Consider the following 26,790-nt stretch of genomic DNA (forward strand, 5'->3'; position numbering starts at 1 on the left):
CGGTAGTCGCGGCCGGGCCGGATGACCCGGTGACGCGCACCCCCGTCGGCTAGGCCCAGCGGGCCAGCGCGGTGCAGGTCCCGGGTGCCACCTCGGTGAATCCCGCGTCGAGGATCTCCACCGGCGCGTACGGGCGCAGCTGTGCCCACCGGGCGATGCCGGGGTGCTCGACCGCCACCGGGAAGCCGGCGTCCGACCAGGCGGCCAGCCGGTGCGCGGGCATCCGCAGCGCGGCCACCTGCGCCGCGTGCCCGGCGGCCGCGGCGGCCTTGCCCAGCGGCAGGAACGGCTCCGGGCAGATCGACACCACGACGGGGCCGCCGGGCGCCGGATCGACCGCCGGGCACGCCTCCGGGTCGTCGAGCTCGCTGCCGGACAGCTGCAGCTTCGCGACCTCCCGGGGGATCTCGTCGGTCGAGGTGGGCACGAGCGCGCGGACCTCGGCACCGGCCACCTCCGCGGTGACACCCGGCAGCCTCCGCAGCCGTTCCCAGGCCACGCCCCGGGCTCGCCGGCAGTGCTTGCGGATCCGCCCGTCGGTCCACCGCCGGACCTCCGGGAACCACTCACCGCCCGGGCCGGCCCGGTCGTCGGCGAGCAACCGGACGACGGCGACCGCCGCGGCCGCGCAGACGGCGGTCCGGGTCGGCGGGGCGCTCTTCTCGATGTGCGCCACCAGTTGCATCGCCCAGGGCGCCTCCCCATGGGGGTCTGCGTGCATCCCGGTCAGGCCGGGGCGATCTCGCCGACCGGCGTCGCGGCGACTGCGCGGCGGCGGTCGAGGCGCGCCTGCAGGCCCTCGAGGAACAGCCGCAGCCCCTCCTCGAACCGCTCGTCGTCCCCGCCGACCGTGCGGGTGGCCGCGGTCAGCAGCGGGAAGCGGCCCAGGTCGCCGTCCTGGAGCTCCTCGAGCGGGCGGTCCCGCACCGCCTGGGTCTCCAGGGCGTCGCCGAGCAGGAACGACCCCAGCGCGGTGAGCACCCGCACCGCCTCCCCGGGCTCGAGGCCGGCCGCCACCAGCACCTCCAGGGTCCGCTCGATGCCCGGCCGGCCCTCGTCCGTGGGTCGGTTGCCCGCGACGACCTGCACGCTGTCGCGGTGCGCCAGCAGCAGCGCCCGGCGCAGGCGGGTGCTCTCGGCCAGCCACTCCCAGATCGACTGGCCCTCGCGCGGTGCGCGGGCGCTGTCCGGCGCCTCGGCGAGGACCTGCTCGGCCACCAGGTCGAGCAGGTGCCGCTTGTCCTTCACGTGCCAGTAGAGCGTAGGCGCGCTGACGCCGAGCCGGGCCGCGACACCGCGCAGGGTCAGCCCGGCCAGCCCCTCGTCGTCCAGCACCTCGATCGCCGCGCGGACGACGTCGTTCCGTGTGATCGGCACGGTTGACACTCTAACGGTGTTAGAGCAAGCTGCGGGAGTGGCTCTAACAGCGTTAGGGATCCCTGCCGGGGAAGCAGCCGTCGACCGCCCGCCGGCGGTGGAGGCGAGCGGCCTGGTCAAGACCTACGACGAGGTGGAGGCCGTGCGCGGCATCGACCTCTCGGTGCGGGCGGGGGAGCTCTTCGGGTTCCTGGGCCCCAACGGCGCGGGCAAGTCCACCACCATCAAGATCCTCTGCACCCTGCTGCAGCCGACCGCCGGCGAGGCGCGGGTGGCCGGCTTCGACGTCGTCCGCGATCGGACCGAGGTGCGCCGGCACATCGGGCTGGTCTTCCAGGAGACGACGCTCGACGACTACCTGACCGCCGAGCAGAACCTCCGCTTCCACGCTGAGATCTACGGCATGCCGAAGGCGAGCGTCGGCCCGCGGCTCGACGCCGTCCTGGAGATGGTCGGCCTGACCGACCGTCGCGACTCCAAGGTGCGCACCTTCTCCGGCGGCATGAAGCGCCGGCTGGAGATCGCCCGCGGCCTGCTGCACTCCCCGCGCGTGCTCTTCCTCGACGAGCCGACGATCGGCCTGGACCCCGAGTCCCGCGCGACGCTGTGGCGCTACGTCGACCAGCTGCGCGCCGCGGAGGAGATCACCGTCTTCCTCACCACGCACTACATGGACGAGGCCGAGCGCTGCGACCGCATCGCGATCATCGACGCGGGAACGATCGGTGCGCTCGACACGCCCTCGGCGCTCAAGGCCAGCGTCGGGCACGACCGGGTCCGCGTGGTGACGACGGACGACGAGGCCGCGGAGGCGCTGATCCGCGAGCGGCTCGGCGTGGAGACCACCCGGGAGGGCGGCGCGCTCGTCGTCCTCACCCCGGACGGCGAGCAGTTCGTCCCCCGGCTGTTCGAGCTCGGCCTGACGGTGCGCTCGGTGAGCGTCTCCCGGCCGACGCTGGACGACGTGTTCCTGGCCTACACCGGCGCCCGGATGGCCGACCGCCAGGCCGCCGCCGGGAACCGCATGACCGCTTTCATGTTCGGGGGACGGCGATGACCACGATCGCGCCGGTGCGGGTGGCGACCCGCGGGCTGCGGCACGAGGCGCGGGCGGCCAAGGTCGTCTGGCAGCGCGAGCTCTACCGGTTCCGCACCGACCGCGGGCGGATCCTGTCCAGCTTCGCCCAGCCGCTGCTGTTCCTGTTCGTGCTCGGCAAGGGGCTGGGCGCCTCGATCCCGGGCAACGCGTTCGGCGACGCCGACTACTCGACGTTCCTCTTCCCCGGGGTGCTCGCGACCTCGGTCATGTTCACCGCGGTGTTCTCGGCGATCTCGATCGTCTGGGACCGGGAGCTCGGCTTCCTCCGCGAGATGCTGGTGGCCCCGGTCAGCCGCACCAGCATCGTGCTGGGCAAGACGCTCGGCGGCGCGACCGTGGCCACGCTGCAGTCGGTCGTCCTGCTGGCGCTGGCCGGCCTGGTCGGGGTGCCGTACGCGCCGCTGATGCTCATCGGCTGCCTCGTGCTGCTGTTCATCATCGCGTTCTCGATCACGGCGTTCGGGCTGGTGCTGGCGGTGCGGGTACAGTCGATCCAGACCGTCATGCCGCGGGTGCAGCTGCTGCTGGCGCCGCTGATGTTCCTGTCGGGGGCGTTCTTCCCGGTCAGCAGCGCGCTGCCGGCCTGGCTGCACTTCCTGGCGCTGGTCAACCCGGTGACCTACGGCGTCGACGCGGTGCGCCGGCTGGTGCTGCACTACGTCGACCCGCAGGCCGGCGCCGCGGTCGCCCTGCACTGGGGCTCGTGGACGGTGCCGGTCTGGCTCGACGTGGTGATCGTCGCCGGCGTCGGCGGCCTGCTGCTCGCCGTCGCCGCCTGGATGTTCAGCCGCCCCGAGTAAGGACTTTCGGCGCGGAAAGTCCCCTAGTCGACGGCGAGGCGGGCGGAGAAGCCGAGCAGGGCCACGCCGGTCGCGGCGTCCAGCGACCGGCGCACCCGCCGGCGGGCCAGCCAGCGGCGGGCCCGGTGCACGCCGGCGACCAGGACGAACAGGTAGACCAGGCCGACGACGGCGTGGGTGAACGCGAACAGCAGCAGCGTCCACAGCGGCGCGTCCGGGCCGAGGAACTGGGGCAGCACCGCCAGGTAGAACACCAGCACCTTCGGATTGGTGATGTTCGAGAGGAACCCCTGCCGCCAGCCGGCGAACGCCTGGCCGGGGGAGGCCTCGGGGTCGGGCGCCGCTGGGTACTCGCCGCGGACCGCCGAGCGCAGCGCCTGGACGGCGAGCCAGAGCAGGTAGGCGATCCCGGCCCAGCGGATCGCCTCGAACAGCGGCTCGATCCGCACGATGACGGCGGCCAGCCCGGCCGCGGCCGCGGCGCCCTGGACGACGTTGGACGTGGTGACGCCGACCGCGCTCCACCAGCCGCGCCCGCGGCCACCCACCAGGGCGTTGCGAGTGACGACGGCGAAGTCCGCGCCCGGCACGAGCACGAGCAGCGTCGCCAGGCCGAGGAACGAGGCGTAGGCGGACCAGTCCACGAACCCACGTTACGAGCCGCGGACGAACGCCAGCGCCTCCTCCGCCAGGGCCAGGTCGGACTCCGGCGTGCCGTGGTCCAGCGCCACCCACTCCCGCATCGGGGTGCCGTTGGCGGCGGCGAACGGCAGCCCGGTGCCCGCGGCGACCAGCCCCTCGACCCGGTGCCGCGGCAGCTTCAGCACCAGCCCGCCGCCCACGACCATCGCGAAGATGTGGCCGTCCACGGTCAGCGCGGCGGACCCGAACCCGCGCCGTCCGCCGGCGCCGGGCGGCCCCACCCCGGGCCGTGTGGTGAGGGCCTCGACCAGGGCGGCGAACCGCTGTTCGGGGTCCATGGGCACGATCCCAGCGGTTTTGGGCAGGGGAGCGCAACGTTGACCGTCCGACCCGGCTGGGAGGATCGGGCCGTGAGTCGCCGTGGCTGGGTGCTGTTCCTCTCGATGTCGGTCATCTGGGGGATCCCGTACCTGTTGATCAAGGTCGCGGTGACCGACCTCTCGCCGGTGCTCGTCGTCTTCGGCCGCTGCCTCGTCGGCGCCGTCCTGCTGCTCCCGTGGGCCGCCGCGAAGGGCTGGCTGCGCCCGGCGCTGCGGCACTGGAAGGCGCTGCTGCTCTTCGCCGCGCTCGAGATGGCCGTGCCGTGGCTCCTGCTCTCCTACGCGGAGACGTCGCTGTCCAGCTCGCTGACCGGGCTGCTCGTCGCCACGACGCCGTTCGTCGCGGCGGCGGCCGGGCGGATCGCGGGGGACGAGGACCGGCTCACCGCCGTGCGGCTGGCCGGGATGGCGCTCGGCGTCGTGGGGATCGTCGCCCTGCTGGGCCTGGACGTGAGCGGGGCGCAGCTGGTGCCGATCGTGGCGGTCGCCGTGGTCGTGGTCGGCTACGCGACCGGGCCGATGGTGGTCACCCACGCGCTGCCGGAGGTGCCGGGGGTCGCGGCCAGCGCGCTCGCGCTCACCGTCACCGGGATCGTCTACGCGCCGTTCGCGATCCCGGACCTCGACGAGGCCGTGCACGCGCCGGCCAAGGCCCTGCTCGCGGTCGCGGGCCTCGGCGTCGTCTGCACCGCCCTCGCGCTCGCGGTCTTCTTCCTGCTCATCCGCGAGGTGGGGCCGCAGCGGGCGCTGGTCATCACCTTCGTCAACCCAGCGGTCGCCGTCCTCCTCGGGGTGCTGCTGCTCGGCGAGGACTTCACGCTCGGCATCGCGCTCGGGCTGCCGCTGGTGCTCGTCGGCTGCGTGCTCGCCACTCGCCGCAGCGCGCCGAGGCCGGCCGCCGACGCCGTCGAGACGCCCGTGCCCTAACCGATCCGGCGGACCTGCGGCCAGAGCTCCGACCACGGCTCGAGCCGGTCGCGCACGATCCACAGCGGCGTGCGCTGCTCGTCGTTGTCCAGGTCGACCCCGTTGTCGATCCGCCCGGCCGGCTGCACCTCGCCGAACCACCGCTCCAGCGTCGCGCGGTCGTAGCCGACCACGATCAGCGTCGCGGCGTCGTCCGGCGGCGGCCCCCAGGTCCCGTAGGAGTTGTGCCCGCTGTAGGCCGGGCCGAGCTCCGGCGCGAAGCGGTCGACGGCGCCGGCCTGCCCGTAGTTGGCGGTGAGGACGGCGACCCGCTCGCCGGCCGGGAGGTCCGCCCGCACGTCCCTGACCTGCGCGGCGAACCGCGGCCAGCCGACCGTCTCGCCCGCGTCGTAGTTCACCGCGAGCACCGGGGTGGCGTGCAGCGCGGCCACCGGCACCAGCGGCAGGAACAGGAACGCGGCGATCGCCAGGCTCAGCACGAGCGCGGCCCCGACGAGCCGCCGGCGCAGCGCGCCGGCACCGCGTTCGGCCCAGCGCAGCACCGGGTCCGCCCCCGCGGCCAGCAGCACCGGGTACAGCCCGGCGATGTAGTACGGCTTGCCCCCGGTGACCACGAACAGCACGGTCAGGACGGCGTAGGCGACGGCGAACGCCCGCCACGGCCGCAGCGCCGGGTCGCGGGCCAGCCGCCACCAGCCGGCCGCCCACACCGGCACCAGCAGCGGGCTGACCAGCACCAGCTGCATCGGGACGAACAGGTACCAGGGCTCGCTGGTCCCGGAGCTGCCGCCGGCGATCGCCCCCGCGAGGTCCAGCAGCGGCCAGCCGTGTGCCGCCTGCCAGACCAGGTTCGGGGCCCACAGCAGCAGGGCCGCCGCGGCGCCGGCCCAGGGCCACGGGGAGCGGAACACGTGCCGCGGCCCGACCGCCAGCACGCCCACCAGCACACCGGCCAGCAGGAACGCCGGCGACGTCTTGTTCTGCAGCGCGAGACCCCCGACCGCGCCGGCGGCCAGCCAGACCGCGCCGCCGTCGCGGAACGCCCGCACGAGCAGCCACGACAGGGCCGTCCAGGCGAGCACGTCGAGGGTGGTCGTGGACAGCAGGTGGCCGACGGCGAGGAACACCGCGCCGACCCCCACCGACGCCGCGGCGAGCAGCTGACCGGCCCGGCGGGCGCCGAACTCGCGGGCGATCAGCCCGGTGAGCAGCACGACCAGCCCGGCGGAGATCGCCGAGGGCGCCCGCAGCGCGACCAGCGACCCGGGGGCCAGCGCGTCCATCGCGTGCGCGAGCAGCGGGGTCAGCGGCGGCTGGTCGACGTAGCCGAACGCCGCCTCCCGGCCGGCGCGGAGGAAGTACAGCTCGTCGCGGTGGTAGCCGTAGCGGCCGGCGACGGCGAGCAGCAGCACGGTCAGCACCGCCGAGAGGGCGGCCAGCGGCGCCCAGGCCACCGGCGCGCGGTCGGCCGTCCGCGTGTCCTCGGCGAGCGTCGTCACGAGCCGGAACGGTAGCCGGGACGGTTCTGTCGCCGCCCCGGGTTAGCGTGCCCGCCGTGGACGACGGGACGGCGCGCTGCGGGTGGGCCACGAGTACGCCGGAGTACGTGGCCTACCACGACGAGGAGTGGGGGACGCCGCTGCACGGCGACGACCCGCTCTACGAGCGGGTGTGCCTGGAGGCGTTCCAGTCGGGGCTGTCCTGGATCACCATCCTGCGCAAGCGGCCGGCGTTCCGGGCGGCGTTCGCCGGCTTCGCCATCGACGCGGTCGCCGAGTTCACCGAGGACGACGAGGCGCGGCTGATGGCCGACGCCGGCATCGTGCGCAACCGCGCCAAGATCGCCGCCGCGGTCCGCAACGCCCGGGCCGCGCAGCAGCTGTCGGAGGGCCTCGACGCCCTGCTGTGGTCGTTCGCGCCCACGGCCCCGCGCCCGCGCCCGGCCACGCTCGCCGACGTCCCGGCGACGAGCCCCGAGTCGGTCGCGATGGCCAAGGAGCTCAAGCGGCGGGGCTTCGTCTTCGTCGGCCCGACGACCGCCTACGCCCTCATGCAGGCCACCGGCATGGTCGACGACCACGTCGCCACCTGCTTCCGCGCCACCCGCTGAGGGGGCTCGTGTTGGACGGATGCTCGCGATACGGGATCATTGACCGGAGAGGTCAGCAGCGACGGATGCCGTTCGCTCTCCTGCGGGAGAGTGCGGACGGCCGGCGAAGGAGGCACGCATGGCGGCCATGAAGCCGCGCACGGGTGAAGGTCCCCTCGAGGTCACCAAGGAGGGCCGTGGGCTGGTCATGCGCGTACCGCTCGAAGGCGGCGGTCGCCTGGTCGTCGAGCTGTCGCCGGACGAGGCGGCCGCACTGTCCGAGGCACTGAAGGGCGCGACCAGCTGACCAGCGCCGCGAGCCTGCCCCCGGGCAGCCCCGCGCACGACGACACGGCCCCGGCCGCCGGCAGACCGCCGGCGACCGGGGCCGCGCCGTTGCCGCGGGTCGAACTCCTCGCCGCGCTCCCCGAGCTGACCGGGGACGACGTCCTGGCCGTCCCGGTCGGGGCCCGCGGCGCGCTGCCCGCATGGCTGCCGGCCGAGGTCGGCGCCGACTACCTCGCGGGCGTCCTGGCCGACACCGGCAACGGCGGCAAGCCGGGCGGGCTCACCGACGTCCCGGTGCCCGGCCGCCGACCGCGCACCGTGGTCGCGGTGGGCGTCGGCGACGGCACGGTGCCCGACGTGCGCGGGTATGCCGCGGCCGCCGCCCGCCGCGCGCAGACCCTCGCCGAGCACGGCGCGCGCCGGCTGGTGCTCCCGGTCGACACCAGCGTCGCGCCGGCCGGCGCCGACGAGGTGCGCGCCGCGGTCGAGGCCGCCCTCCTGGCCGGCTACCGGTTCCGCGAGACGTCGACGCCGCACCCGCCGCGCCTGGACACCGTCACCGTGGTGGCCACCGATGCCGGTGACCTCGCCGCCGCCGCGCGGGCCGGGCAGGTGACCGCCGAGTCGGTCGCGTGGGCCCGCGACCTGGTCAACACCCCGAGCAACACGAAGAACCCCGCCTGGCTGGCCGCCGAGGCGGGGGAGCGGCTGGCCGGCCTGGACGACGTCCGGGTCTCCGTGCTCGAGCCCGACGACCTGCGGGCCGGCGGCTTCGGCGGCGTCCTCGCCGTCGGGGGCGGCTCGGCCACGCCGCCGCGGGTGATCGTCGCCGCGTACCGGCCGGCCGGCGCGCGCGAGGAACACCCGGTCCTGGTCGGCAAGGGCATCACCTTCGACACCGGCGGCATCTCGATCAAGCCCAACGCCGGCATGCGGGAGATGAAGACCGACATGGCCGGCGGGGCCGCGGTGCTCGCCGCCGTCGACGCCGCGGCGCGGCTGCGGCTGCCGGTCGCGGTCACCGCCGTCGTCCCCGCCGCCGAGAACGCGGTGTCCGGCTCCTCGTACCGGCCGGCCGACGTCGTCCGGCACGTGGGCGGGCGGACCACCGAGGTGCTCAACACCGACGCCGAGGGGCGGATGGTGCTCGCCGACGGGCTGGCCTACGCCCGCCTCGAGCTCGGCGCCACGGCGCTGGTCGACGTCGCCACGCTCACCGGTGCCATGAAGATCGCGCTCGGCACGAAGACCGCCGGGCTGTACGCCACCACCGACGGCCTCGCCGACGCGCTGACCACCGCCGGCGCGCACGCCGGCGAGGCGCTGTGGCGCATGCCGCTGGCCGAGGAGCACCGGGACCTGCTCGACAGCGACGTCGCCGACGCGAACAACGCGCCCGGCAACCCGGGCAGCACGACGGCGGCGCTGTTCCTGCGGCCGTTCGCCGGCGACCTGCCGTGGGCGCATCTGGACGTCGCCGGCCCCGCCCGCGCGGCCTCCGACGACGCCGAGGTGGTCAAGGGCGGCACCGGGTTCGGCGCCCGCACGCTGGTGCGGTGGCTGGAGGCCGGCGCACCGGTGGCTCCGCCGCCGTCGGTCCTGGAGCGCTGATGGGCGCGGTGACGGTCGAGCGGTCCGGGGCGGAGAAGGACCACCCCTCCCCCCACACCTCGCACGCTCGGCGCGGGGCCCTGACGGGTGGCCGCGACGCCGACGCCGACGACGAGGCCGCCATCGCCGGGCACGCCGTCGCCGGCGAGCTGGAGCTCGCGCTCTGGTGCGACCTGCGGATCGCCGACGAGAGCGCGGTGTTCGGCGCCTACTGCCGGCGCTGGGGCGTGCCGCTCATCGACGGCGGCACCGTGCGGCTGCCGCGGATCGTCGGCACCGGCCGGGCGCTCGGGTCGCTCGCCGTCGACGCGCTGCCCGGCGCGGCCCGCTTCGCGGCCGGCGCGGGCCGGCACGGACAGGGAGTGTCATGACCGACGACAGCGGCGTCGTCTTCCCCGCCGGCCCGGACGGACGGCGCAGCACGGCCGCCCTGGGACGCGCCGTCGTGGCCGACGCGCTGCGCCCGGTCGACCCGGCGGGCGCGCTGGCCGCCGAGCAGGAGACCAACTGGCGGTCCGGCTACCTGGTGCACTTCCGCCGGCTCGTCGAGGCCGGGCTGGCGTCGGGGGAGGCCGCCCGCTCGATCGCCACGGCGGGGCTCGCCTCGCTGCACGCGCGGATGTGCGTGGCCCTGCCCGGGAACGCCGAGGTCCCGCTGGACCGCTGGGCGACCGCGCCGCCGCCGCGGTCGCTGGGCACCGTCGAGGTGCACGGCACCGGGGAGCGCGAGGAGGAGTTCTCCCTGCCCTACGCCGGGCGGCGGCTGCGCGGGGACGACCTGCTGCGCCGGCTCGACCGCTGGGTCGAGGCAGGGGTGCTGGAGCCCTCGGCCGCCGACGCGGTGCGGGCGGTCGTCGCCCACCCGGAGTGGCTCGCGCTGCCGGACACCACCGTCGTCGTGCTCGGCGCCGGGGCGGAGATGGGCCCGCTGCCCTCGCTGCTGCGCTGGGGCGCGCGGGTCGCCGGGGTCGACCTGCCCCGGCCGCCGCTGTGGCAGCGGGTGGTCGAGACCGCCCGGCGCAACGCCGGCACCCTGCTGCTGCCGGTCACGTCCGGCGGCGATCCGGACGACCGGCAGGCGGCCGGGCACGCCGGCGCCGACCTGGTCACCGAGGTGCCGGCGATCGGCGACTGGCTCGCCGGCCTGCCCGGGACGCCGGTGCTCGGCAACTACGTCTACGCCGACGGCGCCGCCAACGTGCGGGTGTCGATGGCGGTCGACGCGCTGACCGTGCGGCTGCAGCAGGACCGCCCCGAGCTGGCGCTGGCCTTCCTCGCCACGCCCACCGACGTGTTCGCCGTCCCGGGGGCGGCGGTGGCGCACTCGGCCGCCGCCTACGCCGGCCGCTCGGCGCGGGCCAAGCTGGTCAGCCGGCCGCTGCGCACGCTGTCGGCCGGCCGGTTGCTGCGCCGCGCCTACGTGCCCGGCGCCGACCCGGGGATCAGCGACGTCCTGGTGGCGCAGCAGGGCCCCAACTACGCGCTGGCCAAGCGGCTGCAGCGCTGGCGGGCGACGACAGCCCGGGCCGCCGGGACGACGGTGTCGATGAACGTCGCCCCGCCCACGCGGACCCGCTCGGTGGTCAAGAACCGGGCGCTGGCCGCGGCCTACGCCGGGGCGCACCGGTTCGGCGTCGAGGTGTTCGAGCCCTCCACGTCCAACGAGCTCATGGCCGCGCTGCTGGTGCACGACCTGCACACGGACGGCGGTCCCGCGCACGAGCACCCGTGGCAGGACGAGGCGAACCTCGCGGTACACGGCGGGCTGTGGCGCATGCCGTACGCGGCCCGCAGCGCGCTGGGTCTCGCCGCGCTGCTCGGCTATGGCGCCGCCCGCAGCTGATCGTGCTCAGCAGCGCGGGTCGGGCAGGGAGCCCGGGGACGGCCAGACGCGGCCGACGACCTCGCCCTCCACGTCCGCCGCCGCGACCGGCCCGAAGGTGCGGGAGTCGATGGATCCGCCCCGGTTGTCACCCAGCAGGAAGACCTGCCCCGGCGGGACGTCGACCGGGCCGAAGAACACGCCGTCGATCAGGGCGGGGTCGATGGCGGCCTCGCACACCGGCGTCCCGTTCACCACCAGCACGCCGTCCTCGATGCCGACCGTGTCGCCACCCACGGCGACGACCCGCTTGACCAGGAGCGCGCCGCCGTCGGGGTCGGGGACGGTGACGACGTCGCGCCGCTGGGGCGGGCCGCCCCAGTCGCGGACGATCAGCAGGTCACCCGGCGTGATGGTCGGGGCCATGCTGCCGGAGCCGACGCGTTCGAGCCGCAGGGGCAGCACCCCGGTGACCGAGCCGACCACGAGCAGCATGAGCAGGACCAGGACGACGGTCCCGACCCGCCGCAGAACCCGGACCGGGCCCGGCGACCGCACGGGGGGGACGGCCGCCGAGCCCGGGGTTCCGGGGGGAGGACTCAACCGAGCACGCCGGTGAGCCACAGGAGCCAGGTGAGCGCGCCGAGCGCGCAGAGGCCGTCCACCACCCGGCCGCGCCAGGGGCGGGGGAGGAGGGCGGTGAGCGCGACCACGGTGAGGACCTCGAGAGCGAGGACGGCGGCATCGAGGAGACCCGAGCCCGCCGGCGCCGCGCTCCCGTGGCCGGCGTGCTGCCCCGCGGCGGCACCGCTCGTGCCGAGGTCGGTGAGCAGGCCGGTGCGCAGCGCGACGAGGTAGAAGCCGATGAGGATCACGGTGCCCGCGATGCCCGCGGTCAGCAGACCGGTCGACGGCCGCAGGCCGGGCCGGGTGAGCACGAACAGCAGGCCGGCCGCGCCGACCTGGCCGGCGGCCACGAGCAGGAAGAGGCCGAGGAGCCCGGCGCTGTGGTCGATGTGGCGGGCGGCGACGAGCAGGTACAGCACACCCGTCGCCGCGAGCGCCGTGATCGCGGTCCACGACCACCGCGCCGTGGTCCGCGCGGCGCGGACCCGAGCGGCCGAGAACTCGACGGCGGCTGTCTCCATGTCGGGGCTCCCCTCGCTCGGTCACGGGCTCGTTGCTGCGGACAACTGTGCCGGGGCGATGCGCCTCGTTCCAGCCGCCACCTGGGGTGTGGACACCCCCCACAAGCTGGGGGATCGGCGCGACACCGCCCGGAGTGTCAGGGGGCGGCGGTCCCGACATGCACGAGCGGCGCGCGTCCGTACCGGACGCGCGCCGCTCGTGCAGGTGGTGCCTGAGGAGGCCTCAGCTCAGGAGGCGTCCCGCTTGTCGAGCAGGCCGAGGCGCTGGGCCTTGACCACGGCCTCCAGCTGGGAGCGCGCGTCCAGCTTCGCGTGCAGCGACTTCACGTAGCCGCGGCACGTCTCCAGGGTGATCCCGAGGACACGGGCAATGCCCTTCACCTGCATGCCCTGACCGAGGTACTCCAGCACCTCCTGCTCGCGCTTGGTCAGCTGCGGGACGGCGGGGTCGCGCGGGGCGGGCCCGGACGACGCACCGGTGCGGCCGAAGGCGGAGGGGGCGACGAGCATCTGGCCGGCGTGGACGTTGCGCAGCACGTCGAGCATCTCGACGAGCGAGCCGTCCTTGGGCACGAACGCCGAGGCGCCGGCCTGCGCCGCCCGCATGACCCACTCGGGGTCACGGTGCGCGGTCACGACGGCGACGATCGCCTCGGGGCAGACCTCGCGGATGCGGCGCGTGGCGGCCAGCCCGTCCTGGCGCGGCATCTCGATGTCCATGACGATCACGTCGGGGCGCAGCTGCTCCACCATCGCGATCGCCTCGGCCGCCGAGGACGCCGTCCCGATGGGCTGCATGCCCGCCGAGGCCAGGGCGCCGCTGAGGAGCTCGGCGAACGTTCGGTGGTCGTCGACGATGAGCACGCGTGCGCCCTCGAGCCCCCGAGCGTTCTGCATTACGGCCTGCGGCATGTGGTCCCCCGACGTGTTCGTGTGCCCCCTGGGTGGTCCAGGGGCGGAAGTTGTCCCATTAGCACCTGTAGGGGGCCGACGCCAACAGGGCCACTGGGCCCGCGTTCTTGACGGGAGAAGTTCTTCTCGAAGCGTCGCCACTCGGCGTAATCGGGACGTTGATCGTCCGTAATGGTCTTCAGTCAGCGACGGCGGGGCGTTCACCTGGCCACACGGCGTTCCGCGGTCAGCTCGCCCGGGCGGTCACCGGTGTTGACGGTCACGCTGGGCTCGATCAGGAGCACCTCGGCGCCGTCCGTGGACACCGGTTGGTGGGGGACACCGCGAGGGACCACGTAGGCCTGGCCGGGACCGAGCTCGACGTCGCCGTCGTCGAGCCGGATGGTCAGCGAACCGCGCAGGACGAGGAAGAACTCGTCGGTCTCCGGATGGCTGTGCCGCGTGAACTCGCCACGCGTGTGCACGACGCGGACGTCGTAGTCGTTCAGCGTGGCGACCGTGCGCGGTTGCCACGGCTCGGCGAACGTGGCGAGGACGGCGGCGAGATCGATGGGCTCCGGCATCGCGCCAGCATGGCCGTGGCGAGGCGGTGATGGACACCGCGATTACGGAACTGTCAGGATCCGCGACATGGTGTGGATCGTGTGGGGTGGCGTGGCGGCGTTCCTCGGCGGCATCGGCCTCCTCTCCTGGTGACTGGACCGCGACGCCCGCAAGCGCGGGGCAACGCCACTGCGCGGCGGCGAGATGCACCGCGCCCGGTGGTCCCGGAACCTGGAGATCGAGCGACAGCTGAACCAGGTGGCCACCAAGGGCGCGACGCCGCGCTCCCAGGACGCGGCGCAGGGGATCTGGAAGGGCACGACGGGCCGCTGAGGCCGCTACTCGCCGGTGCTTCCATCGATCGCCTCACGGAGCAGATCCGCGTGGCCGGCATGGCGTCCGGTCTCCTCGATCATGTGGATCAGCACCCAGCGGAGGTTCCGGGTGCCGCCCTCGCGCGGTGGCTGCACGGTGGGCTGATCGAGGCTCTCGGCCCCCGCGACCACCTCGCGGCTCCGGTCGCACGCCTCCCTGTAGCGGGCGCGCAATTCTTCCGGTTCGAGATCGGCCGCGGTGCGGAACTCGAAGTCGGGGTCCGCGGTCCAGTCCACGCCCGCCCACGGCTCGACGTACGGCAGGCCGAGGACGTTGACCCGGAACCACCAGTCCTCGACCAGCGCCAGGTGGTTGAGCAGGCCGCCGAGGGTCAGCGACGACGGCGCATGCGGCTGGGCGAGCTGCTCGCGGGTCAGCCCCTCGGTCTTCAGGAGCACGGTCTCGCGGAGGAAGTCGAGGAAGCCGCTGAGCAGCTCGAGCTCGGAACCGGAGTTCGGCGGATCGGTGCGCACCTCGTGACCTTGTCAGGCGCCGCCGACGCGACGCAGGACCACCCTGAACCGGCACGGCGGTGAGTAGGGCCCCCGCCGCCTCAGCACTCGGGAGTGCGAGGCCGTGCGGGCGTGCGATGCGCAGTCGTCCGATTAGGTTCGATCCATGGCGAACTTCCCCCTTTCCGCCGCCGTGGACGAGATTCGGATGTACCTCCTCGAAGCCCGCGAGGCCGGAAGGCGACTTCACCCGAACCTTGAATTGCTTCGGCCGGGGCTGCTGAGTCAATGGATCGTCGCCACACGTTGCGGCCTGACCCCCAACGCATCCCGCCAGGGGGTGGATGCAGTGGATGTCGACGGCGGTGGCCATGAGATCAAGGCGGTACACCGCGCGAATCCACTATTCACCGTCGACTATGGCCGCCGGATGCTCCTGCAGTCGGACTTCGCGAAGATCAGACGGCATCGCAGTTTCATCTTCGCAACCCTCGATAGCGAAATCGAGGTGCAGGAGGCCTACAGCGTGCCGACCGATGTCGTGCTCGAGCGGGTGCAGGCTGTCCTGGCTCGCACGACGCGGAACAGGATTGCCTGGCTCCCGCTGCTCAGCGAGATCCGGAAGATCGGGAGCGGCTTGGTGCACTCGGCCCCGTTGCCCGAGGATCTGGCGCGGGCGCGCGAAGCTGTGCTGCGCGCGCAGGGGCTGGCCGATCGCCTGCAACCTCCGGTGAAGAGCATCCTCCTCAAGGGCAGACTCAAGGAACTGATTCTGGCCGATGGGCTCGGCCATGCGCTCGTCACCAATCCCAAACTGGAGGACGCGAGAACCGCGGAGGGTGATCCTTGTGAATACCTGTGCAGTGACCGACCAGGGCCGTTGGCTGACTTCGTGATCACGCATCTTGATGAGGGCAACTTGTATCGAATAAGTCGCAATACGGGGGGGATTTTCTGCGCAACCTGGGGTCCGGACCTGCTTCCAGTTGAAATCTGGAAACTTTCTGCCGGTGCGGTCATGGACTTCGTTGCCCAAACGGTCATGCCGTTTCGGCCGACAATCCAGAACCAAATGCATCTCCGAGGGCGGGATGCTGCGATGCTAGGCGAGCTCGTCTACGAGAGATAGCGCCCACCTTGTACGGCTCCGAGTCTCCCGGAGGGCCGGGCGGGGTCAGGCGCGGCCGATCAGCCCCGCGACGATCTCGGCCGACAGGGCGACCAGCGGCAGGCCGCCGCCGGGGTGGGCGGAGCCGCCGGCGAGGAACAGGCCCGGGACGGGGGAGGCGTTGGCCGGGCGCAGGAACGCCGCCCGGGTGCCGTTGCTCGACGTCCCGTAGATGGCGCCCCCGACGCTGCCGGTGTCGCGGGCCAGGTCCGCCGGCGTCCGGACGACGCACCAGCGCAGCCGGTCCCGCACGTCCAGGCCCCGCCGCGCCATCGTGTCGAGCACCCGGGCGGCACAGGCGTCGGCCAGACCGGGGGCGTCCCAGTCCACCCCGCCGTCCGGGTCGTGGCGCGGCGCGTTCACCAGCACGAACCACGACTCGCTGTCGTCGTCCGGGCGGGTGGCGGGGTCGTCGGGCGCGCTGACGTAGACGGTCGGGTCGGCGACCGGCCGCGGCGGGCCGCCCACGCCGAAGACGGCATCGAACTCGGCGTCGTAGTCCTCCGGGAACAGCACGGTGTGGTGGGCGAGCCCCGGCGTGCGCCCGCGCAGCGCCAGCAGCAGCACGAAGCCCGACAGCGACGGCGTCGACCGGGCCAGCGCCGCGCGGACCGCTCGGGTGCGGCGGTCGGCCGGCAGCAGGTCGCGGTAGAGGGCGGTCGCGTCGGCGGCGGAGACGACGACGTCGGCGGGAACCACCTCGCCGGTGGCCAGCCGGACGCCGGCCGCCCGGCCGCCCTCGGCGACCACCGACGCCACCGGCGACGACGTCCGCACGACCGCGCCGCGCTCGGCGGCCCGATCGGCCACCGCGAGGCCGAGCCGGCGCAGCCCGCCGCGCACGTACCAGGAGCCGTGCTCCTGCTCGACGTACGGCACCGTGGCGAGCACCGCCGGGGCCTGCCGCGGATCGGAGCCGGAGTAGGTGGCGTACCGGTCGAGCACCGTGCGCAGATGGGGATGGCGCAGGTAGCGCGAACCGAGCCCGCGCAGCGTCTGCCAGGGCGCGATGGTGGCGACGTCGCGCGGATCGCGCGCCAGCCGGGCGAGGGTCGCGGCCCCGGCCAGCGGCGCGCGCAGGAACGGCTGCTCGGCGACCCGCCACATGCGCTCCGCGCGCGCCATCAGCGCGGCCCACTGCACGCCGGCGCCCGCGCCAAGCGCCGCGTCCATCGCGGCGGACACCTCGGCGCGGCGGCCGGGCACCACCAGCCGGGTGCCGTCGGGGAACCGCAGCTCGGCCGCCGGGTCGAGCGGCACGAGGTCGAGGACGTCGTCCAGCGGGGCGCCGGTCGCGGCGAACAGGTCCCGGTAGAGCTGGGGGAGGGTGAGCAGGCTGGGCCCGGTGTCGAAGCCGTGGCCGTCGCGGGCGAACCAGCCGAGCTTGCCGCCGACCTCGACGGCCTGTTCCAGCACGGTGACCGCGTGACCGAGCGCGGCCAGCCGGGCCGCCGCGGCGAGCCCGCCGAGCCCCGCGCCGACGACCACGACCCGTGCCACGCGGCCACGGTAGATCGGCCGGTCGGGTCGCCCGCCCGGGTGATGATCGTTTGCCGGGGGAGCAACCGGGGGTAGCGGTGCGGTGCCCGGTCGAGCCCAGGCCGGGATCGCTGCGCGGTCCGCCGGGTGCACCGGGTCTTCCCTGGGCCGCCGACCCGAGGAGGAGGCCGTGCGCACGCGAAGGTCCGGACTCGTTCCGGGAGGGGCGCTCCTCGGCGCAGGCGCGGTGCTCGCCCTCCTGCTGACCGGGTGCTCGAGCGCATCCGAGCCGGATGTCGCGCGCGTGGCCACCACGTTCGAGGACCCCGCCGGCGATCCGCAGGCCCGCTGCGGCCTGCTCGCGCCGGCGACGCTGGCCGCCTTCGAGTCCGAGGAGTCGACACCGTGCGAGAACGCCCTGACGCAGGTGCCGCTGCCCGGCGGCGAGGTGACCGCGGTCGAGGTGTGGGGCGGTGACGCGCAGGTCCGGCTGGGCGGCGAGACCGTCTTCCTGACCGAGACCGACGCCGGCTGGCGGGTCACCGCGGCCGGTTGCGAGCCGCGGGGCGAGGCGCCCTACGACTGCGAGGTGGAGGGGCCGTGAAGGGCGTCCGTGCCGTCTTCGTGACCTACCTGGTGATCATCCTCGTGGGCATCGCCTACGCCCTCGTGCTAGGGGTGACCGGGCGGTGACCACGAAGGAGCCGAGCTACGGCTTCGTCCGCAACAACGCGCTGAGCCTCGCCTTCGGGGCGCTCTTCCTGGTCACGCTGGTCGGGCAGGCGCTCTCCGGGGTCGCCGACTTCAACGCCCAGCAGATCGCGAACGGCCTCGAGCCGGTCTCGCTGCTGGACTACGTGACGTCGTCGTCCTTCATGGTCGACGTGATGGAGAACTGGCAGTCGGAGTACCTGCAGTTCCTCCTCTACATCTTCGCCACGGTCTGGCTCGTGCAGAAGGGCTCGGCCGAGTCGAAGCAGCCCGGCGAGGAGGGCACGGAGTCCGACGAGGAGCAGAAGGTCGGCCCGCACGCCGAGGCGGAGTCGCCCGGGTGGGCCAAGGCGGGGAACTGGCGGACGACGCTGTTCTCCCGGTCGCTGGGCCTGCTCATGGGCACCCTGTTCCTGCTGACCTGGGTCGCCTCGGCCGTCGCCGGGTGGGCCGCGTTCAACAGCGAGCAGATCGGCCAGCGGCAGGACCCGGTGAGCTTCGGCGGCTACCTCGTCGAGGCCGACTTCTGGAACCGGTCCTTCCAGAACTGGCAGTCGGAGATGCTCGCCGTCGGGTCGATGGCGATCTTCTCGGTCTACCTGCGCCAGCGTGGCTCGCCGGAGTCCAAGCCGGTCGGGGTGGCGCACGCGGACACCGGCCAGACCGGCTGACCTGCCCGGCCCGTCAGAGCCGGAGGGCCCTGGGCCGCCTCCCGGGGGCGCCCCTAGCGTCGGGGACCCGATCCCCGCGCCGGGAGGTGCCCCGTGGTGGAGACTCTCGCGTCGCGCCTGGTCGTGCTCGCGCCGGACGGCACGCCGGCGGGGTCGGTGGTCCTCGGCAAGGACCGGCTCCTGATCGGCCGGGACCCGCAGGCCGACCTGCCGCTGGACGACCGGGGCGTGAGCTGGCACCACGCCGAGCTCTCCCGAATCGCCGACCGCTGGTTCGTCCACGACCTCGGCTCCACCAACGGGACCACGGTCGGCGGCCTGCGGATCACCCGGTCGACGGAGGTCGGCGGCGGTGCGCTGATCGGGGTCGGCCATCAGCGGCTGCGCCTCGACGGCCCGCCGGGGGCCGGCCACCCGGCGACGCAGGCGTACCCCGCCGCTGCGCCGTCCGGCGGACGGGCCGTCCCGCCCCCTCCGCCGCCGGCCGGCATGGTCGTGCCCAGCCAGAGCGCGTACGAGATCTACAACCACGAGGGCGACAACATCCAGTACGTCCAGGCGCGGGAGAGCTTCCTGCGCGAGGTCGCGGCGACCCGCACCCGCGCACGGTGGTTCGTCTGGCTCGGCCTGATCCTGCTGGTGGGCGGTCTCGCCGCGGTGTTGTCGAAGCTGCTGCCGTTCCTCGCGACCATCAACGACGCCGTGTCGAATCAGACCGAGCCCGCCCCTGGCGACATCGACCTGTTCGGCCCCGTCCTGCTCGGCGGCTACGTCGCCGGGTTCGCCGGCGCCGTCCTCATCGTCGTCGGCATCGTGCTGCACGTGACGGCCACCGCCCGCAGACGGCAGGTGGAGCAGCGCTTCCCCGCTCCGTACCGGTACCGCTGAGGAGGTCCGCGTGCACATCGGCTCGCAGAACGCGGTCAACATCAACAACGTCGAGGGCACGCTCTACACCGGTCCGCAGTCGGGCCAGTTCGTCGCGCTCGCCGACGCCCGGCGGGCGGTGGGCGAGCTCGGGGACGTGCTGGCGCGCACCGATCTCCCGGGTCCGGTGCAGCAGGAGGCGCAGGCGCGGGTCCGCGAGATCGACCGCGAGATGAGCCGGCCGGAGCCCGACCGGGACCGCGTGACGGAGCACGTCTCGCGGCTGACGAAGATCCTCTACGCGGCCGGTGCCCTCGCCACGGCGGCGACCGGGCTGCTCGGGCCGCTCTCCACTGTCGCCGGCTGGCTGGGCTCGACGATCGCGGCCTTCCTCTGAGGCCGGTCAGCGGGTGGTGGCGGCGACCTGCGAGTCCTGCCGCAGCGACCGCGCCGAGGTCTCCGGCGCGACCGCCAGCGCGATCAGCGTCAGCAGCAGCATGGCGAGCACGTACAGGGAGACGGCGTACGAGGTGCCCGTGGCGTCGACCAGCGCGATCGCCACGATGGGCGCGATGCCGCCGCCCAGGACCCCGGCGAGCTGGTAGCCCATCGACGCGCCGCTGTAGCGCAGCTCGGTGCTGAACAGCTCGGCGATGAACGACGCCTGCGGCCCGTACATGGCCGCGTGGGTCAGCAGCGCGACGGACACGGCGAACACGATGAGCACCGTCGAGGCGCTTTCCAGCAGCGGGAACAGGGCGAACGACCACGCCGCGGCCGCCACCGCGCCGACGGCGTAGACCGGCCGCCGCCCGAACCGGTCGGACAGCGCGCCGAACAGCGGGATCAGCACCAGCTGGAACGCCGAGCCGACGAGGACGGCGGTCAGCCCGACGCTGCGCTCCCGCCCGACGCTGTCGGTGATGAACACCAGGCTGTAGACGGTGAAGGTGTAGAAGGCGACGTCGGTGCCGATGCGGGCGGCCATCGCCACCAGCAGCTGGCGGGGATGGCGCTTGACCACCTCGACCAGCGGCAACTTCACCTTCGCCCCGGCGCGCTCGACCTCGGCGAACAGCGGGCTCTCCGCCACCGACATCCGGATCCACAGCCCGACGAGCACCAGCAGGCCCGACAGCAGGAACGGGATGCGCCAGCCCCAGGACAGGAACGCGTCCTCGCTGAGCACCGCGCCGAGCAGACCGAGCATGCCGGCGGCCAGCAGGTTGCCCATCGGGACGCCGACCTGCGGCCAGCTCGCGTTGAGCCCGCGCCGGTCCTCGGCGCCGTGCTCGAGCGTCATCACCACCGCGCCGCCCCACTCACCGCCGAGGCCGAGGCCCTGGACGAACCGCAGCAGCGCGAGCAGCAGCGGCGCGGCGATGCCGATCGCGTCGTAGGTGGGCAACGCGCCGATGAGCATCGTGGCGAGGCCCATCATCAGCAGGGTGATCACCAGGACCTGCTTGCGGCCGCGGCGGTCGCCCAGGTGCCCGAAGACGATGCCGCCCAGCGGCCGCGCGACGAAGCCGACGGCAGCCGTGGTGAAGGCGAGCAGCGTCCCCGTCGCGGGGGCGAAGTCGGGGAAGAACAGCCGGTTGAACACCACGGCGGCGGCGGTCGAGTAGAGGAAGAAGTCGTACCACTCCAGCGACGTGCCGATCAGGCTGGCGACGATCACCTTCCGGGGGCTGCGTGCCGTGGTCGCCTGGTCCGTACTGGTCATGACGGTCCTCGATCCGGTTCCGGTCGGGTCGCGCCAGGGGATACCCACGACAGGAGCCGACCGCGCACCCGGTGCCAGACTTCGCCGGTGACCGAATCCGACGGCCGGGCCATCGATCTCAACGCCGACCTCGGAGAGGGGTTCGGCGTCTGGCGGCTCGGGGACGACGACGCGCTGCTCGGCGTCGTCACCAGCGCGAACGTCGCCTGCGGGTTCCACGCCGGCGACCCGTCGACGATGCGCCGGGTGTGCGCGGGCGCCGTCGCGGCGGGCGTGGCGATCGGCGCGCAGGTGTCCTACCGGGACCTGGCCGGCTTCGGCCGCCGGTTCATCGACGTCGCGCCCGCCGAGCTCGCCGACGACGTGCTCTACCAGCTGGCCGCCCTTGACGGGATCGCCCGCGCGAGCGGCGGCCGCGTCGGCTACCTCAAGCCGCACGGCGCGCTCTACAACGCCGTCGTCACGCACGAGGCGCAGGCGAAGGCGGTGGTCGAGGCCGTCACGGCCTACGACCGCGGGCTGCCCGTCCTCGGCCTGCCCGGCTCGGTGCTGCTGCGCAAGGCGGAGGCGGCCGGCCTGCGCACCGTGGCGGAGGGCTTCGCCGACCGGGGCTACACGCCCGAGGGCACGCTGGTGTCCCGGCGCTCGCCCGGCGCGCTGGTGCACGACGCGCGCGCGGTGGCCGAGCGGGCGGTGCGGATGGCGGCCGAGGGCGTCGTGGTGGCGGTCGACGGGACGACGGTGGACGTCGCCGTCGACTCGGTCTGCGTGCACGGCGACACCCCGGGCGCGGTGGAGCTGGCGCGGGGCGTGCGGACCGCGCTCGAGCGCGCCGGCCTGCAGGTCGGGCCGTTCGCCGCCTGAGCGGAGGGCGGGTCAGCTCTGGGGGCGGCTGCTCCGGGGGTCGAGGTCGGCGGGCTCCATCCGGCCGGCGAGCACGTCCGCGGCGACGTCGTCCACGCTGCGGCCGCAGGCGTAGGCGGCGCCGCGGAGGACGGCGAGGGCCTCGGCGGGGTCGACGTCCAGGTGCAGCGCGACGGTCCCCATCGCCTCCCAGACCGCCGCCCGCCGCCGGGCGGACGGGGCGTGCAGCCACGCCGGGCCGCTGGCCGGCGACCAGTCGGACCAGACCGCCGTCTCCGACAGCGCCGAGGTCACCAGGTCACCGACGGCCAGGGCCTCGAAGACGTCGAGCTCGGCGACGGCGTCCTCGCGGGCGAAGAAGAGGTCGATGGCCCCCAGGCCGGCGATCGCCTCGCGCAGCGGCAGGGCGACCACCGCGCAGTACGGCGTCCGCTCCTCGAGCAGGTCGGCGAACGCCGGCCACCGGCGCCGCAGGTCGGCGGTCAGCGCGAACACCGGCTCCCGGGTCTGCGCCGCGGTCATGCACGGTCCCGCGCCGACCGTGAACTGCAGCCCCTCGGCGATGGCGGCGACGTCGGAGCTCGCGCCCAGCGGGATCCGCCGTCCGTGCTGACCGGTCAGGCTGATCCCGGCGCCGTCCACCGGCAGCATCCGGGCCACGGCGCGCGCCAGCCGGATCGGGAGCAGCTCCGGGCCCTCCGTGCCGGGCTCGGTCGCCGCCACCAGGGCGTCCTCGAACCGTCCGGCGATGGTCACCCGTCGATTGTCCGCCAACCGGCGGCGCCCGGCGCTGCGGGGCGGTCCCCGGCCGGCGGCGGGATCATTGCGGCATGGCGGCGGACGACGGGATCACCGTGCTGCCCTGCGGGGACCGCGCGCTGCTCGTGGAGGTCCGCGATCTGGACGCGGTCGCCGCCGTCCGCGGCGCGCTGGAGCGCGAGCCGCTGCCCGGTCAGCTCGACCTGGTCCCCGCGGCGCGCACGGTGCTGGTGCTCCTCGACCGCGCGCCGGTCGACACCGACACCGCCCGGCTGCGCCGGCTGCCGCTGACCGCGCCGGCCGGCGGCGGGGCGGTCCGGTCGATCGAGCTGCCGGTGGTCTTCGACGGCCCCGACCTCGCCGACGTGGCCGAGCTGACCGGCCGGCCGGTGCCCCGGCTGGTGGAGGAGCTCACCGGCGTGGAGCTCACGGTGGCCTTCGGCGGCTTCGCACCGGGCTTCGGCTACCTCAGCGGGCTGCCCGAGCACCTGCACGTGCCCCGCCGCAGCACGCCGCGCACCCGCGTACCCGCCGGCTCGGTCGGCCTGGCCGGGCCGTTCGCCGGCGCCTACCCCCGCGCCTCGCCCGGTGGCTGGCAGCTGGTCGGCCGCACCGACGCCGTCCTGTTCGACGTCGACCGGGACCCGCCGGCGCTGCTGAGCCCTGGCACGCGCGTCCGCCTGCGGGAGGTGCGCTGACGTGCTGCGGATCCTCGCGCCCGGCCCGCTGGCCACCGTGCAGGACGCCGGGCGCACCGGCTGGGCAGGCATCGGCGTGCCGCGCTCCGGGGCCGCGGACCGGGCGGCGCACGACCTGGCCAACCGGCTGGTCGGCAACCTGCCCGGCGCGGCCACCGTCGAGGTCACCGCGGGCGGTCTCCGGGCACGGGCGGAGCGGACGGTGCTGGTCGCGGTCACCGGCGCCCCGGTCGCGCTCACCGTGGGCGGCCGCCCGGCGTCGATGAACGCGCCGACGACGGTGCCCGCCGGTGCGGAACTGGTGCTCGGGATGCCGGCCGTCGGGCTGCGCTCGTACCTGGCCGTTCGCGGCGGCGTGGACGTGCCGCCGGTGCTCGGCTCGCGCAGCACCGACCGGCTGAGCGGACTGGGTCCGGAGCCGCTGACCGCCGGCGACCTGGTGGCGGTCGGCGCGGAGGCGGGGGAGGAGCCCGTGGTCGACGTCGCGCCGGTGCCCGCGCCGGCGGCGTCCCCGGTGCTGCGGGTGCAGCCCGGCCCGCGGCGCGACTGGCTGACCGGCGAGGCGTGGACCCGGCTCGTCACCGCGGAGTGGACGGTGAGCGCCGACAGCGACCGCGTCGGCATCCGGCTCACCGGCCCCCGGCTGGGGCGCGCCCGCGACGACGAGCTGCCGAGCGAGGGCCTGGTGCCCGGCGCCATGCAGGTGCCGCCCGACGGCGCGCCGGTGCTGTTCCTCGCCGACCACCCGGTGACCGGCGGCTACCCCGTGCTCGCCGTCGTCCTCACCGCCGACCTGCCGGCCGCGGCTCAGCTCCGCCCGGGGGATGTCGTGCGGTTCCGCGGTTAGTCGCGCGAAACCTCGCGAGGTTTCGCGCGACTAACCGCGAGCCTCCAGGACGGCGCTGTACAACCCGACCGTCTCCTGGGCGATCGCCGGCCAGCCGAACTCGCTCAGCACGCGCTCGCGTCCGGCCGCCCCCATCTGCGCCGCTCGGGTGGGATCGGCCAGCAGCTCGGCGATCCGGGCGGCGAGGCCTGCCTCGAAGCCGGCGACGTCCTCGGGGTCGTAGGGGACCAGCAGGCCCGTCGTGCCGTCGGCGACCACCTCGGGGATGCCGCCGACCGCGCTGGCCACGACGGCGGTGCCGCAGGCGGCGGCCTCGAGGTTCACGATGCCCAGCGGTTCGTAGACCGACGGGACGACGAACACCGTGGCGCCGGTGATCAGCGGCACCAGCTGCTCGCGCGGCAGCATCGCCTCGATCCACACCACCCCGCCCCGGCGGGCCTGCAGCTCGGCGACGGCGTCGGCGACCTGCTGCCGCTCGGCCGGGGTGTCCGCGGCTCCGGCGCACAGCACCAGCTGCCCGGCCTCCGGCGGCAGCTGCTCGGCCGCGGCCAGCAGGTGGACCAGCCCCTTCTGCCGGGTGATCCGGCCGACGAACAGCGCGTACGGCCGGTCGGGGTCGACGCCGAGCGAGCGGACGACGTCGGGGTCGTGGACGGGCCTGTAGGCCTCGGCGTCGACGCCGTTGTGGATCACGTGCACCCGTGCCGGGTCGAGATCCGGGTAGACGGCGAGGACGTCGTCGCGCATGCCACGGCTGACCGCGATCACCGCGTCGGCGGCGAGGTAGGCGGTCCGCTCCACCCAGGAGGACAGCCGGTAGCCCCCGCCCAGCTGGTCGGCCTTCCACGGCCGCCGCGGTTCCAGCGAGTGCGCGCTGACGACGTGGGGCACGCCGTGCACCAGCGATGCGAGCTGTCCGGCCAGGTTGGCGTACCAGGTGTGGGAGTGGACGAGGTCGACATCGCCGAGCCCGGCGGCCATCTCCACGTCGATCCCCACCGCCTGCAGGGCGCCGTTGGCGTCCTTGAGATTCGCCGGGACCTCGTGGCCCACCGCGTCCGGCCGGGGCCCGCCGAAGCAGTGGACGTCGATGTCGGGCCCCGCGGGCAGCGAGCGCATCGCCCCCACGAGCTGCTCGACGTGGACTCCGGCGCCGCCGTAGACGTCCGGCGGCCACTCCCTGGTGACGATCCCGATGCGCACGGCGTCACCCTAGGGGGCGGAAGGCACTGGTCCAGCGGGACGGATCGCGCGATGACGGGCTACGTTGCCGACCATGCGCGGCGGTCCTCGAGTGCTCGGCATCGTCCTGGCGGGTGGTGAGGGCAAACGGCTCGCCCCGCTGACCCAGGACCGGGCCAAGCCTGCGGTCCCCTTCGGGGGCAACTACCGGCTCATCGACTTCGTGCTGTCCAACCTCGTCAACGCCGAGGTCCGGCAGATCGCCGTCCTCACCCAGTACAAGAGCCACAGCCTCGACCGGCACATCACCACGACCTGGCGGCTCTCCCAGCTGCTGGGCAACTACATCACCCCGGTGCCGGCGCAGCAGCGGCTCGGCCCGCGCTGGTACACCGGCAGCGCCGACGCGATCTTCCAGAGCCTGAACCTCATCTACGACGCCCGGCCGGACATCGTCATGGTCTTCGGCGCCGACCACGTGTACCGGATGGACCCGGGCCAGATGATCGACCAGCACCTGCAGACCGGGGCCGGCGTGACCATCGCCGGGCTGCGGGTGCCGCGGCACGAGGCGACCGGGTTCGGGGTCATCGACGCCGACGCGGCGGGCAAGGTGCGCGGATTCCTGGAAAAGCCGGCCGACCCGCCCGGCCTGCCCGACTCCCCGGAGGAGAGCTTCGCCTCCATGGGGAACTACGTGTTCACCACCGACGCGCTGCTGGAGGCGCTGCGCGCCGACGCCGCCGACGAGTCGTCGGCGCACGACATGGGCGGCTCGATCATGCCGATGCTGGCCGACGCCGGGGAGGCGTGGGTCTACGACTTCTCCACCAACATCGTCCCGGGCGCCACCGAGCGCGACCACGGTTACTGGCGCGACGTCGGGACGATCGACTCCTACTTCGACGCGCACATGGACCTCGTGTCCGTGACGCCGATCTTCAACCTCTACAACGACCGCTGGCCGATCCTGACCTCTCCGCCGCAGCTGCCCCCGGCCAAGTTCGTGCTGGGCGGCCGCGCGGAGGAGTCGATGGTCAGCGCGGGCGCGATCATCGGCGGCGGCTCGGTGCACCACTCCGTCGTCTCACCGGGCGTCCGGATCGAGCGCGGCGCCCGGGTCGAGGACAGCGTGCTCATGGACGGCGTCGTCATCGGCGAGGGCGCGTACGTGCGGCGGGCGATCCTGGACAAGAACGTCGTCGTCCCGGCCTGGGCGCGGATCGGGGTGGACCACGAGGCCGACCGGAAGAACTACCACGTCTCCGCCGGCGGGGTCGCCGTCCTCGGCAAGGGCGTCCGCGCGGTTCTCTAGAAGGACCCGTCCTCCCCACCCTTCGCGAGCTCAGG

32 protein-coding genes are annotated in these 26,790 nt (G+C 74.5%); 18 read left to right on the forward strand and 14 right to left on the reverse strand.

The features are described from left to right. Window positions 1–49 precede the first annotated feature (49 nt). Together AB3388_RS04455 and AB3388_RS04460 are read right to left on the reverse strand one after the other, a co-directional pair. Window positions 50–721, reverse strand: coding sequence for a hypothetical protein (locus tag AB3388_RS04455; RefSeq protein WP_495409549.1), 672 nt, complete (start codon window positions 719–721; stop codon window positions 50–52). Between the two features lie 5 nt (window positions 722–726). Then, window positions 727–1,377 (reverse strand): TetR/AcrR family transcriptional regulator C-terminal domain-containing protein, encoded by a 651-nt coding sequence (locus AB3388_RS04460; RefSeq protein WP_495409550.1) that lies wholly within the window; start codon window positions 1,375–1,377, stop codon window positions 727–729. A 97-nt stretch (window positions 1,378–1,474) separates the two neighbouring features. Between AB3388_RS04460 and AB3388_RS04465 the strand changes: the two genes are divergently transcribed. Then, window positions 1,475–2,434 (forward strand): ATP-binding cassette domain-containing protein, encoded by a 960-nt coding sequence (locus tag AB3388_RS04465; RefSeq protein WP_495409551.1) that lies wholly within the window; start codon window positions 1,475–1,477, stop codon window positions 2,432–2,434. Next, window positions 2,431–3,276, forward strand: coding sequence for an ABC transporter permease (locus AB3388_RS04470; RefSeq protein ID WP_495409552.1), 846 nt, complete (start codon window positions 2,431–2,433; stop codon window positions 3,274–3,276). Before AB3388_RS04465 ends, AB3388_RS04470 begins: the two co-directional genes overlap by 4 nt. Window positions 3,277–3,299: 23 nt before the next feature. On the opposite strand, the gene AB3388_RS04475 is transcribed toward AB3388_RS04470, so the two are convergent. Then, on the reverse strand, window positions 3,300–3,920 hold the full coding sequence (locus AB3388_RS04475; RefSeq protein WP_495409553.1) for a LysE family translocator: 621 nt from the start codon (window positions 3,918–3,920) through the stop codon (window positions 3,300–3,302). Window positions 3,921–3,929: 9 nt separating this feature from the next. Next, the gene (locus AB3388_RS04480) at window positions 3,930–4,256 is read right to left on the reverse strand and encodes a TfoX/Sxy family protein (protein WP_495409554.1); all 327 of its coding nucleotides are present in this window, start codon (window positions 4,254–4,256) and stop codon (window positions 3,930–3,932) included. A gap of 72 nt (window positions 4,257–4,328) precedes the next feature. Here AB3388_RS04480 and AB3388_RS04485 point away from each other — a divergent pair, with 72 nt between their 5' ends. Then, window positions 4,329–5,225 (forward strand): DMT family transporter, encoded by an 897-nt coding sequence (locus AB3388_RS04485; RefSeq protein ID WP_495409555.1) that lies wholly within the window; start codon window positions 4,329–4,331, stop codon window positions 5,223–5,225. Here AB3388_RS04485 and AB3388_RS04490 read toward each other — a convergent pair. Further along, the gene (locus AB3388_RS04490; RefSeq protein WP_495409556.1) at window positions 5,222–6,724 is read right to left on the reverse strand and encodes a glycosyltransferase family 39 protein; all 1,503 of its coding nucleotides are present in this window, start codon (window positions 6,722–6,724) and stop codon (window positions 5,222–5,224) included. The two genes, AB3388_RS04485 and AB3388_RS04490, sit on opposite strands and share 4 nt — an antisense overlap. 56 nt (window positions 6,725–6,780) lie before the next feature. Between AB3388_RS04490 and AB3388_RS04495 the strand changes: the two genes are divergently transcribed. The 5 genes from AB3388_RS04495 (at window position 6,781) to AB3388_RS04515 (ending at window position 11,056) form a co-directional block, all read left to right on the forward strand. Next, window positions 6,781–7,335, forward strand: a complete 555-nt coding sequence (locus AB3388_RS04495; RefSeq protein WP_495409557.1) for a DNA-3-methyladenine glycosylase I — start codon at window positions 6,781–6,783, stop codon at window positions 7,333–7,335. A 118-nt stretch (window positions 7,336–7,453) separates the two neighbouring features. Beyond that, entirely contained in the window at window positions 7,454–7,621 is a 168-nt protein-coding gene (locus tag AB3388_RS04500; RefSeq protein ID WP_012947303.1) for a DUF3117 domain-containing protein, read from the forward strand. A gap of 89 nt (window positions 7,622–7,710) precedes the next feature. Further along, complete coding sequence (locus AB3388_RS04505; protein WP_495409558.1) at window positions 7,711–9,213, forward strand: leucyl aminopeptidase family protein; 1,503 nt, start codon at window positions 7,711–7,713, stop codon at window positions 9,211–9,213. Further along, entirely contained in the window at window positions 9,213–9,584 is a 372-nt protein-coding gene (locus AB3388_RS04510; protein ID WP_495409559.1) for an enoyl-CoA hydratase-related protein, read from the forward strand. The genes AB3388_RS04505 and AB3388_RS04510 overlap by 1 nt, the downstream gene beginning before the upstream one ends. Further along, on the forward strand, window positions 9,581–11,056 hold the full coding sequence (locus AB3388_RS04515; protein ID WP_495409560.1) for a hypothetical protein: 1,476 nt from the start codon (window positions 9,581–9,583) through the stop codon (window positions 11,054–11,056). Before AB3388_RS04510 ends, AB3388_RS04515 begins: the two co-directional genes overlap by 4 nt. Before the next feature lie 6 nt (window positions 11,057–11,062). Here the strand turns inward: AB3388_RS04515 and lepB are convergent, their stop codons facing one another. From lepB to AB3388_RS04535, 4 genes are all read right to left on the reverse strand, one after another. Next, the gene (gene lepB / locus AB3388_RS04520) at window positions 11,063–11,593 is read right to left on the reverse strand and encodes a signal peptidase I (protein ID WP_495409561.1); all 531 of its coding nucleotides are present in this window, start codon (window positions 11,591–11,593) and stop codon (window positions 11,063–11,065) included. A gap of 41 nt (window positions 11,594–11,634) precedes the next feature. Beyond that, window positions 11,635–12,183, reverse strand: coding sequence for a hypothetical protein (locus AB3388_RS04525; protein WP_495409562.1), 549 nt, complete (start codon window positions 12,181–12,183; stop codon window positions 11,635–11,637). 228 nt (window positions 12,184–12,411) lie between these two features. Continuing rightward, window positions 12,412–13,080 carry a response regulator gene (locus AB3388_RS04530; protein ID WP_495409563.1) on the reverse strand — a complete coding sequence of 223 codons (669 nt, stop codon included), beginning with the start codon at window positions 13,078–13,080 and terminating at the stop codon, window positions 12,412–12,414. Between the two features lie 215 nt (window positions 13,081–13,295). Continuing rightward, window positions 13,296–13,658 (reverse strand): cupin domain-containing protein, encoded by a 363-nt coding sequence (locus AB3388_RS04535; RefSeq protein WP_495409564.1) that lies wholly within the window; start codon window positions 13,656–13,658, stop codon window positions 13,296–13,298. 184 nt (window positions 13,659–13,842) lie between these two features. On the opposite strand from AB3388_RS04535, the gene AB3388_RS04540 reads away from it, so the two are divergent. Beyond that, window positions 13,843–13,971: a hypothetical protein gene (locus tag AB3388_RS04540; protein WP_495409565.1), complete on the forward strand. Its 129-nt coding sequence runs from the start codon at window positions 13,843–13,845 to the stop codon at window positions 13,969–13,971. Between the two features lie 5 nt (window positions 13,972–13,976). Here the strand turns inward: AB3388_RS04540 and AB3388_RS04545 are convergent, their stop codons facing one another. Further along, a complete protein-coding gene (locus tag AB3388_RS04545; RefSeq protein ID WP_495409566.1) occupies window positions 13,977–14,486 on the reverse strand; it encodes a DinB family protein in 510 nt (169 codons plus the stop codon). A 145-nt stretch (window positions 14,487–14,631) separates the two neighbouring features. Between AB3388_RS04545 and AB3388_RS04550 the strand changes: the two genes are divergently transcribed. Beyond that, complete coding sequence (locus tag AB3388_RS04550) at window positions 14,632–15,594, forward strand: PDDEXK family nuclease (RefSeq protein WP_495409567.1); 963 nt, start codon at window positions 14,632–14,634, stop codon at window positions 15,592–15,594. A gap of 45 nt (window positions 15,595–15,639) precedes the next feature. On the opposite strand, the gene AB3388_RS04555 is transcribed toward AB3388_RS04550, so the two are convergent. Beyond that, a complete protein-coding gene (locus AB3388_RS04555; RefSeq protein WP_495409568.1) occupies window positions 15,640–17,133 on the reverse strand; it encodes a phytoene desaturase family protein in 1,494 nt (497 codons plus the stop codon). A 283-nt stretch (window positions 17,134–17,416) separates the two neighbouring features. Here AB3388_RS04555 and AB3388_RS04560 point away from each other — a divergent pair, with 283 nt between their 5' ends. The 4 genes from AB3388_RS04560 to AB3388_RS04575 all read left to right on the forward strand — a co-directional run bounded on the left by AB3388_RS04560 (window position 17,417) and on the right by AB3388_RS04575 (window position 19,758). Further along, window positions 17,417–17,716, forward strand: a complete 300-nt coding sequence (locus AB3388_RS04560) for a hypothetical protein (protein WP_495409569.1) — start codon at window positions 17,417–17,419, stop codon at window positions 17,714–17,716. A gap of 85 nt (window positions 17,717–17,801) precedes the next feature. Further along, complete coding sequence (locus tag AB3388_RS04565) at window positions 17,802–18,494, forward strand: DUF6766 family protein (RefSeq protein ID WP_495409570.1); 693 nt, start codon at window positions 17,802–17,804, stop codon at window positions 18,492–18,494. A gap of 96 nt (window positions 18,495–18,590) precedes the next feature. Next, entirely contained in the window at window positions 18,591–19,382 is a 792-nt protein-coding gene (locus AB3388_RS04570) for an FHA domain-containing protein (protein ID WP_495409571.1), read from the forward strand. 10 nt (window positions 19,383–19,392) lie between these two features. Next, the gene (locus tag AB3388_RS04575; protein WP_495409572.1) at window positions 19,393–19,758 is read left to right on the forward strand and encodes a hypothetical protein; all 366 of its coding nucleotides are present in this window, start codon (window positions 19,393–19,395) and stop codon (window positions 19,756–19,758) included. 6 nt (window positions 19,759–19,764) lie between these two features. Here the strand turns inward: AB3388_RS04575 and AB3388_RS04580 are convergent, their stop codons facing one another. Then, a complete protein-coding gene (locus AB3388_RS04580) occupies window positions 19,765–21,087 on the reverse strand; it encodes an MFS transporter (RefSeq protein ID WP_495409573.1) in 1,323 nt (440 codons plus the stop codon). Window positions 21,088–21,174: 87 nt separating this feature from the next. On the opposite strand from AB3388_RS04580, the gene AB3388_RS04585 reads away from it, so the two are divergent. Next, window positions 21,175–21,951, forward strand: coding sequence for a LamB/YcsF family protein (locus AB3388_RS04585; RefSeq protein ID WP_495409574.1), 777 nt, complete (start codon window positions 21,175–21,177; stop codon window positions 21,949–21,951). Between the two features lie 12 nt (window positions 21,952–21,963). Here the strand turns inward: AB3388_RS04585 and AB3388_RS04590 are convergent, their stop codons facing one another. After that, the gene (locus AB3388_RS04590) at window positions 21,964–22,707 is read right to left on the reverse strand and encodes an ANTAR domain-containing protein (protein WP_495409575.1); all 744 of its coding nucleotides are present in this window, start codon (window positions 22,705–22,707) and stop codon (window positions 21,964–21,966) included. 74 nt (window positions 22,708–22,781) lie between these two features. Here AB3388_RS04590 and AB3388_RS04595 point away from each other — a divergent pair, with 74 nt between their 5' ends. Continuing rightward, a complete protein-coding gene (locus tag AB3388_RS04595; protein WP_495409576.1) occupies window positions 22,782–23,408 on the forward strand; it encodes a 5-oxoprolinase subunit B family protein in 627 nt (208 codons plus the stop codon). Window position 23,409: 1 nt separating this feature from the next. Continuing rightward, the gene (locus AB3388_RS04600; protein ID WP_495409577.1) at window positions 23,410–24,255 is read left to right on the forward strand and encodes a 5-oxoprolinase subunit C family protein; all 846 of its coding nucleotides are present in this window, start codon (window positions 23,410–23,412) and stop codon (window positions 24,253–24,255) included. Between the two features lie 30 nt (window positions 24,256–24,285). Here the strand turns inward: AB3388_RS04600 and glgA are convergent, their stop codons facing one another. Next, window positions 24,286–25,461, reverse strand: coding sequence for a glycogen synthase (gene glgA / locus AB3388_RS04605; protein ID WP_495409578.1), 1,176 nt, complete (start codon window positions 25,459–25,461; stop codon window positions 24,286–24,288). 73 nt (window positions 25,462–25,534) lie between these two features. Between glgA and glgC the strand changes: the two genes are divergently transcribed. Then, a complete protein-coding gene (gene glgC, locus AB3388_RS04610; protein ID WP_495409579.1) occupies window positions 25,535–26,755 on the forward strand; it encodes a glucose-1-phosphate adenylyltransferase in 1,221 nt (406 codons plus the stop codon). The last annotated feature ends 35 nt before the right edge of the window (window positions 26,756–26,790 follow it).

The sequence above is a fragment of the Geodermatophilus sp. SMS 5-13 genome, assembly GCF_059428245.1.

What these genes read in the sequence shown, in the direction of transcription:
- AB3388_RS04455 (WP_495409549.1), bottom strand. Translation starts at nt 721, where the DNA reads ATGCACGCAGACCCCCATGGGGAGGCGCCCTGGGCGATGCAACTGGTG.
- AB3388_RS04470 (WP_495409552.1), top strand. Translation starts at nt 2,431, where the DNA reads ATGACCACGATCGCGCCGGTGCGGGTGGCGACCCGCGGGCTGCGGCAC.
- AB3388_RS04480 (WP_495409554.1), bottom strand. Translation starts at nt 4,256, where the DNA reads ATGGACCCCGAACAGCGGTTCGCCGCCCTGGTCGAGGCCCTCACCACA.
- AB3388_RS04500 (WP_012947303.1), top strand. Translation starts at nt 7,454, where the DNA reads ATGGCGGCCATGAAGCCGCGCACGGGTGAAGGTCCCCTCGAGGTCACC.
- AB3388_RS04510 (WP_495409559.1), top strand. Translation starts at nt 9,213, where the DNA reads ATGGGCGCGGTGACGGTCGAGCGGTCCGGGGCGGAGAAGGACCACCCC.
- AB3388_RS04515 (WP_495409560.1), top strand. Translation starts at nt 9,581, where the DNA reads ATGACCGACGACAGCGGCGTCGTCTTCCCCGCCGGCCCGGACGGACGG.
- AB3388_RS04525 (WP_495409562.1), bottom strand. Translation starts at nt 12,183, where the DNA reads ATGGAGACAGCCGCCGTCGAGTTCTCGGCCGCTCGGGTCCGCGCCGCG.
- AB3388_RS04530 (WP_495409563.1), bottom strand. Translation starts at nt 13,080, where the DNA reads ATGCAGAACGCTCGGGGGCTCGAGGGCGCACGCGTGCTCATCGTCGAC.
- AB3388_RS04535 (WP_495409564.1), bottom strand. Translation starts at nt 13,658, where the DNA reads ATGCCGGAGCCCATCGATCTCGCCGCCGTCCTCGCCACGTTCGCCGAG.
- AB3388_RS04540 (WP_495409565.1), top strand. Translation starts at nt 13,843, where the DNA reads ATGCACCGCGCCCGGTGGTCCCGGAACCTGGAGATCGAGCGACAGCTG.
- AB3388_RS04550 (WP_495409567.1), top strand. Translation starts at nt 14,632, where the DNA reads ATGGCGAACTTCCCCCTTTCCGCCGCCGTGGACGAGATTCGGATGTAC.
- AB3388_RS04580 (WP_495409573.1), bottom strand. Translation starts at nt 21,087, where the DNA reads ATGACCAGTACGGACCAGGCGACCACGGCACGCAGCCCCCGGAAGGTG.
- AB3388_RS04595 (WP_495409576.1), top strand. Translation starts at nt 22,782, where the DNA reads ATGGCGGCGGACGACGGGATCACCGTGCTGCCCTGCGGGGACCGCGCG.
- glgC (WP_495409579.1), top strand. Translation starts at nt 25,535, where the DNA reads ATGCGCGGCGGTCCTCGAGTGCTCGGCATCGTCCTGGCGGGTGGTGAG.